This window comes from Laribacter hongkongensis DSM 14985 (assembly GCF_000423285.1).
Lineage (GTDB): Bacteria > Pseudomonadota > Gammaproteobacteria > Burkholderiales > Aquaspirillaceae > Laribacter > Laribacter hongkongensis.
The window spans coordinates 160,473-170,194 of sequence record NZ_KE383997.1 but is presented as its reverse complement, the minus strand read 5'-3'; the positions used below and the strand labels follow the sequence as shown (position 1 = coordinate 170,194).

Genomic DNA, 9,722 nt, shown 5'->3' with positions numbered 1-9,722 from the left:
AGAGGTAAACCGAGATGCGAAACAGAAAGCGCCTGCCGGGCTCGCTTGATGAAGCCATCGAGATGAACTTCGAAGCGGCCGAACACAGTCGCCGTCCCATGAAGGTACTGGCCGACCTGATGGGGGTCGACCTCAAGACCCTGTACCGCTGGCGTGCCGAATCATCCATGCCGCTGAACCGTATCCGGCAGTGTGCCGGGCCACCCATGTCAGCGAGTACCTGTGCATGGCTCCCGGCAACCGGGTGGTCATCGACATCCCTTCCGGCAAGAAAGCCGGTGTACCGGAGCTGGCAGATACCCAGGCCAACGCAGCACAGCCATGGCTCTGCTGTCCCGTTTTTACACCGGCAATGGTTCGCTGGATGAAACCGTTGCAGCCGTGAACCTGACCCTGTCCGAGTTCGCCTACCACCGCGAGAACGTCCGCAAGACGGGCTAACCCGAGCTGGACCTGTTCCAAGGGGGCGAGTGATGACCGTAGCCAGTAAAACCCATTTCAGCGCAGCCGAGCTGGCGGACATGCAATTGCCTTGTTTGCCAACAAGCAGGCAAGGTGTTGACCATCTCGCTCGCCGAGAGCAATGGGGGGTAAGGGAGCTTCCTAGTCGAGGCCGGGCCGGCATTGCTCGGACATACGCCATCACCAGCCTTCCTCAAGAAGCCCAGGCCGAAATCCGCCGCCGTCAGGCTCAGGAACTGCAGGAATCAGCCACGACCTGCGTCATTCTGCCCAGCGAGGTACGTCTGGCCCGGCGCGAGGAGCAACTGAGCCTGACGCTGACCACGGTCGAGCGGCTGACCAGCAAACAACGCGCTGTCGCCGAAGCCCGCTGCGCCCTGGTGGGCGAAGTCAAAAAGTTCTCCCGCGTCATGGGGATCAAGGCTGCCCGCCAGCCAGCGTGCTCTGCCAGAACTACTCCAGCGTCTGGTCGATTGTGCCAACGCACGTGGTAATGCCGAGCGGACGGTTTGCGTGAGAACGCTGCGTCGCTGGGAAAGCGCCTTTGATTCAACTGAAAGCCCGTCCGAACGCCTGCGCCGTCTGGCCCCTCAAGTCCGTGAGGCCGATCAGGCCATGCCGTGGTGGCTGGGTGGGTTTCTAGCGGCGTACCGCCGTCCGGGAAAGCCCTCCCTGTCGGAAGCCTATCGGGATTTTGCCAAGGCATTCCCTGCCGGCGAAATCGTCCCGAGCGTGCATGCGGTCCGCCGCATCCTTAAAAAGCTGCCGCCGGCAGCCCTGTATGTCGGCCGGTATACCGGCGCGGCCCTCAAGGCCAAGCTGCCGTTCGTTCGCCGCGACTGGAGCCAGTTGCAGCCGGGTGACGTGTGGGTCGGTGACGGCCATGGCCTCAAGGCCAAGGTGATCAACCCGGAAACGGGCTCGACGCAGGTCATGGAAGTGCCCGGCGTGTCGAATACCTTTGTCTACCCGCTGCGCCGGGGGCTCGGCAAAACTGGAAGGACACCCGGCCAGCTATTTCGCCAGAGCGGATGACCTGCTCACTGTCGGCGGCTTCAAGAAGCTGCTGATCAACAGCAATTTCAGCATCAATCAGCGCGGTTATGTGTCTGGAACACCGACCAGCACAGCAAATCAATACACGGTCGATCGATGGCGAGTCGTGATCAGCGGGCAGCGTCTGACTTGGGCGACCGATGGCAACACTCTCACGGTCACAGCACCGGCTGGTGGCATGGAGCAAGTCATCGAGGGTGCCGCTATTTCTGGTGGCATCTACCGCTTGTCATGGACGGGAACGGCATCAGCGAGCGTTGGCGGCACTTCCGTTTCAAATGGTGAGGCCATCGCGTTGCCTGGCGGAGTCAACGTGGCCGTAAAATTTACAGCTGGAACTGTATCTCGCCCACAGCTCGAAAAGTCTCCCGTTGCGACACGCTACGAAGAGCGTCCGCCCGGACTCGAGTTGTCATTGTGCCAGCGCTACTACGAGAGTGGCGTTGCTAACTGGATGATCCAGATCGGCAACAGCACTACCAGCGGCAACACGTACTGCTACTGGTCTCACCAGATTTCTTTCAAAGTGAAAAAGCGCGCTACACCTACATTCACCAAAACAACACCGCCTGCAAATCCGTACGTACCCTACGTCAACTACATGATTGATGCCGACGCAGTGACTCTCATGAACTCTCCGAACTACACAGGGCAGACACCGACTAGTCAGAACGCATTTTCGACAACCTAGTCAGCTGACGCTGAACTGTAAGGAGAAATCATGGAAGGCTACAAACTCATTGGCACGGGTGGGGTCGAGCGCCTATTCGACAGTGCGATGATTCCGGATGATGACCGGAACCGCGACTGGCGTGAGTACAAGGTTTGGCTGGCTGCGGGAAATACTCCGCTGCCTGCAGACGAGTCTACGGATGACGCCCTGCTAGAGCGGCTCCCCGCCTGGGAAAAATCCGAGCGCGCTGCCGGTATCGAACACGCTGGCCAGCGATGGCTGACGGCAGACCGCCAGATCGTGCCGCTGACGTTCACTGAGTTGCAATCGCTGTGGCAGGCCATCACTGCACGCGGCGATCTATCAGCGCTGGCTGGAAATGGAGCAGCAAATCGCGGGCATGAGCCGCGCTGAGCTGGAGGCCTTCCAGCCGGGCTGGCCAGAGCCAGCCCAAGCATAAGGAAGGGTAGCGTCCGGGCGGGTGTCATGAGCATCCAACCGGACGAGAATTCATGCGGCTAAAAATGTGACAAAGGTAGCGCAAAACCTTGGAACTGGCCGGCTCCAGCACGATGCCAAATGTCCCGCGAAAAAGGGACAAAAGCCGCGCCGCGTTACAAACCGATGCGAAATGGCATACTGACTGGCGTACCGAAAACAGCTCTAAAAGAAAAAGCCCTGAATAATCAGGGCTTTGACTTGGTGTTCTGGCGGAGAGAGGGGGATTCGAACCCCCGTCAGGGTATTACCCTGAACACGCTTTCCAGGCGTGCGACTTAAACCACTCATCCATCTCTCCGCTGAGATGAGTCGCGCATTCTATGTATGAACACCGGTGTTGGCAAGGGCTGAGATGAATTTTTTCCGGTCAGCAGGATTCTTGTGCGGGATAAGTCCTGCTGTACTGTCGCTGTGATTGCCGGATCGGTGTGCGGAATGTCGCCCGCGCCAGCGGGTGTGCATGCGGTATTTCGCCGTGATGTGGCTGGTGGTGAGTATTGAATTTCATGTAAATCAGCTGGTTATGGTTTTTGTTTTCTGGCATGCGATGTGCATTTGATGGCGTGCGCCATGCAAATGGCACTTACAACAATATCCAGGAGAAATCATGACCTCTATCAAGATGCTGGTTGCCGGTCTGGCTGCCGCGTTTGCCGTATCGGCCCAGGCTGAAGACATCATCCGCCTTGGCAACCTGAAGTTTGCCCACTACGGCGCCGTGTCATACATGAAGGAGGTGTGTCCCAAATACGGCATCAAGGTGGAAGAGCGCATGTTTCCCAAGGGACCGGACATCATGCCGGCCATCGTGGCAGGCGAGGTCGATCTGGCTGCCCTGGCTTCGGATGGCGCCATTTCCGGACGTGCCAATGGTGTGCCGATCTATACCGTGGCCGGTTTTGCCAAGGGCGGTGCGCGCATCGTGGCGGGTGTGGACAGCGGCATCAAGGACATCAAGGGACTCAAGGGCAAGAAAGTCGGCGTGACCCGTGGTGGCGCGCATGAACTGCTGCTGTACGCCGAGCTGGAAAAGGCCGGCCTCACCTGGTCGGACAAGCCGGGCAAGGACGTCCAGATCGTGTTCCTGTCGTTTGCCGACCTGAACCAGGCGCTGGTGGCCCGGCAGATCGATGCCATGTGCCAGTCCGAGCCGCAATCCTCGCAGGCCATCAACAAGAAGTTCGGCGTGGAAGTGATGAAGCCCTACACCACCGCCATGGGCGAACCGTACCGCCTGCTGGTGATGACCGAAAAGCTCTACGCCAACAAGGACCTGTCCCAGCGCGTGATGAAATGCTTTGTCGAGTCGACCGCCACGTTCAACAAGGACATGAAGCTCGCCGAAACCTACGTACGCGACAAGATGTTCAAGGGGCAGATCACCTCGGACGACTTCAAGGATGCGATGGACAACGCCGACTACACCTATGACGTGACCCTCCAGCACGTCGATGTCACGACCGGCTTCATGCAGAAATACGGTGTCGGCCGCATGCAAAAGCCGCCCAAGGCCGCCGAGTGGGTCAAGCTCGACCTGCTGCAAAAGGCCAAAGCCGATCTGAAGGTGAAGTGAGCCGCCCATGTCGCTGAAGCTGAAGTCCGTTGTTGAAGGCGCCATCGTGCCGCTGCTGGCACTGGTGGTGTGGGAGGCCTGCGCCCGCGCAGGCCTGATGAGCGCGGTCGTGTTGCCGGCACCCAGTGCCGTGGCTGCCAAGTGGTGGGCCTCCCTGCTGCCGATGCAGCCGCACGACCCGGCGCAGATGGGCTATCTCGCCTGGCTGTTTTCCGGCGAGATGATCCATGACGCCATTTCCAGCATGTACCGCGTGGTGGTCGGTTTCCTCGTCGGAGCCGGTCTCGCCCTGCCGCTGGGTCTGGTCATGGGGGCCAATCCGCGCCTGTATGCACTGTTCAACCCGCTGTTGCAGGTGCTGCGTCCGATCCCGCCGATTGCCTACATTCCGCTGGCCATCCTGTGGTTTGGCCTGGGCAACCCGCCATCGTTTTTCCTGATCTCGATCGGCGCGTTTTTCCCGGTGCTGATGAACACCATCGCAGGCGTCAATCATGTTGACGGCATTTACCTGCGGGCCGCGCGCAACCTCGGCGTGGGGTCGTGGACCATGTTCACCCGCGTCATCCTGCCGGCCGCCACCCCCTACATCCTGGCGGGGGTGCGCATCGGCATCGGCACGGCCTTCATCGTGGTGATCGTGTCGGAAATGATCGCCGTCAACGACGGGCTGGGCTTCCGCATCCTCGAGGCCCGCGAGTTCATGTGGTCGGACAAGATCATCGCCGGCATGCTGACCATCGGCCTCCTGGGCCTGGCGATCGATACCGCCATCAGCCGTCTGAACAACCACCTGTTGCGCTGGCACCGTGGCCTTGAGCATTAATGGAATCCAGAATGACCCAGATCATTGTCAACAACGTCCAGAAAGTGTTCAGCACCCGCGACCGCGACGTGCACGCGCTCAAGGACATCAATCTCGTCATCGAACCCGGCGAATTCGTCTGCCTGCTGGGGCCGTCAGGCTGCGGCAAGTCCACCCTGCTCAATGCCGTGGCCGGGTTTTCCCCGCCCAGCAGCGGCAGCATCACCGTTGCCGGTGCCGAAGTCCGCAGCCCCGGGCCGGAGCGGGGCATGGTGTTCCAGGAATACGCCCTGTTTCCGTGGATGACCGTGGCGCAGAACATTGCCTTCGGCCTCGAAGTGCAGGGGCAGCCACGCGCCAGGATCAACGCCACTGTCGACCGGCTGCTCGACATGCTGAAGCTTCGCGATTTCCGTGACCGTTTCCCGAAAGACCTGTCCGGCGGCATGCGCCAGCGCGTGGCCATCGCGCGGGTGCTGGCACTGGATTCGCCCATCATGCTGATGGACGAGCCTTTCGGGGCGCTGGACGCGCTGACCCGCCGCAACCTGCAGGACGAGGTGCTGCGCATCTGGAAGGAAACCGGCAAGACCATCCTGTTCGTGACGCACTCGATCGAAGAGTCGATCTACCTGGCAGACCGTATCGTGGTGATGACCTATCGCCCCGGCACGGTCAAGCGCGACCAGCGGGTGACCATGCCGCGCCCGCGCGACCCGGCATCGGCCGAATTCAACGAGCTCAAGCGCGAACTGGGGCGGCTGGTGATGGAAGAGCAGGAGCGCCATGCCGCCGCCGAGCTTCGCCTGGCTGTGGTGGACTGAGCCAAAAAAGGTCAACAAGGCATATGGATGCGGCGCCCCGGCTTGCTTATGATGTCGGGGTTGCCGGCCTTGCTTCCGGCCCCGTCCGTCAGGTGCAGATGCTTCCTTTACCCGTCACGTGTCGCTGGCGCCATGCATTCCTGCTGCTGTTGCCTGCCTGCTGGCTGGCCCTGGTGCTGTTTACCTATTACTGGTCATTCCAGGCATCGCTGGAACGCCTGCACAAAGAATCGGCCCAGCAACTCGACTTTTATGCCGCCAGCCTCAGCAGCACGCTTGGGCGGCACGAGCACCTGCCCGAAATACTGGCTCAGGAAGCCCGCCTGACCGAAGTGCTGATGCAGCCGGACAGCCCGGAGCGCCAGGCCGCAGCCAACCGCTATCTGTCGGTGGTGGCCCGTTCGGCCCACATCGGCACCGCCTTCCTGCTCGACAGCAGGGGGCTGACGCTGGCTGCCAGCAATGCCGGTACGCCGCAGAGCTTTGTCGGACACCTGTATACCTTCCGGCCCTACTACCAGGAAGCCATGATGGGCCGGACCGGACACTTTTATGCCGTCGGTGCCACCACCGGCGAGCCTGGTTATTTCATCTCGTCCCCGGTCTGGAAAGACAGCCGGATTGCCGGTGTGGTCGTCGTCAAGATGGTGCTGGATTCATTTGAGTCAGCCCTGAACCGCAGTGGCAAACAGCTGGCGCTGGCTGACGCTGCCGGCGTGGTTTTCCTCTCGGCCGTGCCTGAATGGCGCTACCGCACCCTGCAACCGGTGCCTGCCGACGTGGCCATGCGGCTCAGCAGCACCCGCCAGTACGGCGGACATCCGCTGGAGCCGCTGGCCAGTAGCCTGCCAGCCGACCTGTCCCGGCCGCAGCTGGTGTCGTTTCCGGCCGTCCAGGATTCCCGCGTCCTGTTGCAGGCCCGCCATATCGGCCCCCTGAACTGGAAAATGCTGTTGTTCACCGACCCGTGGCAGGCCCGCCAGACCGCCGGCCTTGAAGCCTCACTGGCCGGCCTCGCCAGCGCCCTGATGGCGGCCGTGGCCTACCTGTTCTGGCAGCGCCACCGGCGCAAGGCCGAACGCCTGCTGGCTGCCGATGAACTGCGGGCCACCCATGCCCGGCTCGAATCCAAGGTGATCGAGCGTACGGCCGAGCTCCAGCAGCGGCTGGCACAGCTGGAAACCACCGAGCGCATCCTGCGCGAAACCCGCGACGACGCCATCCAGGCCGGCAAGCTGGCAGCGCTGGGGCAGATGGCCGCCGGGCTGACGCACGAACTCAACCAGCCGCTGGCGGCACTGACCACCCTGTCGGCCAACGCCCGCGTGCTGCTGGCGCGCGACCAGATCGGCGAGGCACGGGAAAACCTCGACCTGATCGAGCAGACCGCGCAGCGCATGGGGCAGATCATCACCCAGCTCAAGGCGTTTGCCCGCAAGGCACCGGCCGAACTGGCCCCGGTGCGCCTGTCCGAGGCCATCGCCCAGGCCATGTGCCTGGTCGGCACCCGGGCGCACCGGCTGGGCGCACAGGTCGACATCGACCTGCAACCGGTCACCCTGCTGGTGCAGGCCGAGCCGATCCGGCTGGGGCAGATCCTGATCAATCTCCTCAGCAATGCGCTGGATGCGCTGGCCGAAGTGGCCGGCACACGACAGATCATCCTGCACGGCGCACTGGTGGACGGCAATGTCCTGCTGTCGGTCAGCGACAGCGGACCGGGCCTGTCCGAAGACGTACTGCCGTTGCTGTTCGAACCTTTCGTCACCACCAAGCCGGCCGGGCAGGGGCTGGGGCTCGGGCTTGCCCTGTCGCAGGCCATTGCCGAAAGCCTGGGCGGGCGGCTGGAGGCAGGCAACCGCCCCGAAGGCGGCGCCGTGTTTACCCTGATCCTGAATGCCGTACCGCCAGAGGAATGACCGTGCCGCACTGCACTCTTGAATACAGCGCTAACCTGACGGACTTTGCCGCCGGCCGGATGCTGGCCGCCCTGAATGCCGAACTGCTGGCCAGCGGCCTGTTTGCCGAAGCCGACATCAAAAGCCGCGCCATCCGGCTGGAGCAGTTTGCCGTCGGCGTCGTCCCGGCGCCGCGGGCCTTTGTCCACCTGACGCTGTCGGTCCTCTCCGGTCGCAGCGCGGACGAGCGCGCAGCGCTGGCCCGGCAGGCGCTGGCCGTGCTGGAAGCCGGCTCTATCGCGCCGGCCGGCACGGAACTGCAACTGAGCGTGGACGTGGCCGAGATGGAGCGCGCCACCTATGCCAAGGCTGTGCAGCATGCCTGACGCGCGCATCTGGCTGGTCGAAGACGACCCGATCGTACGCAAGGCCTGTGCCCAGACGCTGACACTGGCAGGCTGGCAGGTTGCGGCATTTGCCGATGCCGAATCGGCACTGGCAGCGTTTGCCGCCGGGCCGCCGGCCGTGGTGGTCAGCGACGTGCGCCTGCCCGGCGTGGACGGCCTCGTTTTCCTGCGCAGCCTGTTGCAGCGTGATGCAGCCCTGCCGGTCATCCTGATGACCGGTCACGGAGAGATTTCCCTGGCGGTCGAAGCCATGCAGGACGGGGCGTACGACTTCATCGAAAAGCCCTTTGCCGCCGACCGGCTGGTCGACGCCACCCGGCGGGCACTGGAAAAAACCCGCCTGAGCCGGGAAAACCACGCCCTGCGCTCGGCCCTGGTCGCCAGCGTCACCCAGCCCCTGACCGGCCAGTCCGCTGCCATCGAAACCCTGCGCCAGCTGATTGCCTCGCTGGCGCCCAGCCGGGTGGACGTGCTGGTGATGGGCGAAACCGGCACCGGCAAGGAAGTGGTGGCGCGTGCCCTGCACCAGGCCAGCGGCTGCCGCGGGCCGTTCGTGGCACTCAACTGCGCCGCGCTGCCCGAGAGCATGTTTGAAAGTGAGATGTTCGGCCACGAGGCCGGGGCCTTTACCGGTGCCGGCAAGCGGCGTATCGGCAAGATCGAATACGCTGACGGCGGCACGCTGTTCCTCGATGAAATCGAAAGCCTGCCCCTGAACCTGCAGGCCAAGCTCTTGCGTGTCCTCCAGGAACGCACGGTCGAGCGGCTGGGCAGCAACGAAAGCCGGCAGCTGGACCTGCGGGTGGTGGCTGCCACCAAGTGCGATCTGGCGGAGCTTGCCGCCCGTGGCGGCTTCCGTGCCGACCTGTATTACCGCCTGCACGTGGCCATGCTGACGCTGCCGCCGCTGCGCGAGCGCAAGGACGACATCGAGGCGCTGATGACCGCTTTCATCCAGGACGCCGCCGGGCGCTTCGGCCGCCAGCCGCCACCGTGTACGGCGGCCGACTGGCAGGGCTGGCTGGCGCACGACTGGCCGGGCAATGTGCGCGAACTCAAGCACACGGCCGAGCGCTTCGTGCTGGGGTTGTGTCCGCCCGGTCCGGCCGGCGGGTCGTCTGCCGGCGAAAACGGCGAGCGCTCGCTGGCCGAGCGCGTGGACGATTTCGAGCGCGAACTGATCAGGGCCACCCTGGACCGCTGTGGCGGACAGGTCAGCCAGACGGCGCAGCAGCTGAACGTGCCGCGCAAGACCCTGTACGACAAGATGACGCGGCTGGGCATCGTGCCGGAATCGTTCCGGCGCTGATCCTGTCCGGTGTGGTCCCTGCGCTGCGGGCTTTGCGGCCCGGTACGGCAGCCTTGCGGGCATCCCGGCGAGCCTGCCCGGTCAGCCGGGCCATCCCGGCCCGGCTTCGCTGGCGCTCCCGGACTGGCTGCCGGCACCGTACACCGGGTCGTGCCGGTTCCGTTCAGGGTGACAAGGCCGGTCGTGTACGGAGCCCGGGCCACACCGGCACAGC

The 9,722-nt window shown here is 63.4% G+C and carries 10 protein-coding genes and 1 tRNA gene; 10 read left to right on the top strand and 1 reads right to left on the bottom strand.

What is annotated here, in order from left to right; all coding sequences use genetic code 11:
* The first annotated feature begins 473 nt into the window (after positions 1-473).
* Genes G542_RS0114925 through G542_RS17720 form a run of 4 tightly spaced genes read left to right on the top strand, consistent with a single transcriptional unit; the run spans position 474 to position 2,605 of the window.
* Positions 474-956 (top strand): DNA-binding protein, encoded by a 483-nt coding sequence (locus G542_RS0114925; RefSeq protein ID WP_012696655.1) that lies wholly within the window; start codon positions 474-476, stop codon positions 954-956.
* 19 nt (positions 957-975) lie between these two features.
* Positions 976-1,497, top strand: a complete 522-nt coding sequence (locus G542_RS0114920) for a hypothetical protein (protein WP_012696656.1) — start codon at positions 976-978, stop codon at positions 1,495-1,497.
* Positions 1,424-2,209 (top strand): hypothetical protein, encoded by a 786-nt coding sequence (locus G542_RS18310; RefSeq protein ID WP_228369952.1) that lies wholly within the window; start codon positions 1,424-1,426, stop codon positions 2,207-2,209. Before G542_RS0114920 ends, G542_RS18310 begins: the two co-directional genes overlap by 74 nt.
* A gap of 30 nt (positions 2,210-2,239) precedes the next feature.
* Complete coding sequence (locus tag G542_RS17720; protein ID WP_012696658.1) at positions 2,240-2,605, top strand: DUF4376 domain-containing protein; 366 nt, start codon at positions 2,240-2,242, stop codon at positions 2,603-2,605.
* 294 nt (positions 2,606-2,899) lie between these two features.
* Here the strand turns inward: G542_RS17720 and G542_RS0114910 are convergent.
* A tRNA-Ser gene (locus G542_RS0114910) sits at positions 2,900-2,990 on the bottom strand.
* 309 nt (positions 2,991-3,299) lie between these two features.
* Here G542_RS0114910 and G542_RS0114905 point away from each other — a divergent pair.
* From G542_RS0114905 to G542_RS0114880, 6 genes are all read left to right on the top strand, one after another.
* Complete coding sequence (locus G542_RS0114905; RefSeq protein ID WP_012696660.1) at positions 3,300-4,265, top strand: ABC transporter substrate-binding protein; 966 nt, start codon at positions 3,300-3,302, stop codon at positions 4,263-4,265.
* A gap of 7 nt (positions 4,266-4,272) precedes the next feature.
* Positions 4,273-5,091: an ABC transporter permease gene (locus tag G542_RS0114900; RefSeq protein ID WP_012696661.1), complete on the top strand. Its 819-nt coding sequence runs from the start codon at positions 4,273-4,275 to the stop codon at positions 5,089-5,091.
* A gap of 11 nt (positions 5,092-5,102) precedes the next feature.
* Positions 5,103-5,894 carry an ABC transporter ATP-binding protein gene (locus G542_RS0114895; RefSeq protein ID WP_027824524.1) on the top strand — a complete coding sequence of 264 codons (792 nt, stop codon included), beginning with the start codon at positions 5,103-5,105 and terminating at the stop codon, positions 5,892-5,894.
* Between the two features lie 98 nt (positions 5,895-5,992).
* Entirely contained in the window at positions 5,993-7,813 is a 1,821-nt protein-coding gene (locus G542_RS17240) for a sensor histidine kinase (RefSeq protein WP_051190095.1), read from the top strand.
* 2 nt (positions 7,814-7,815) lie between these two features.
* Positions 7,816-8,178 (top strand): 5-carboxymethyl-2-hydroxymuconate Delta-isomerase, encoded by a 363-nt coding sequence (locus G542_RS0114885; protein ID WP_027824523.1) that lies wholly within the window; start codon positions 7,816-7,818, stop codon positions 8,176-8,178.
* On the top strand, positions 8,171-9,508 hold the full coding sequence (locus G542_RS0114880; protein ID WP_034986109.1) for a sigma-54-dependent transcriptional regulator: 1,338 nt from the start codon (positions 8,171-8,173) through the stop codon (positions 9,506-9,508). Before G542_RS0114885 ends, G542_RS0114880 begins: the two co-directional genes overlap by 8 nt.
* Positions 9,509-9,722 lie beyond the last annotated feature (214 nt).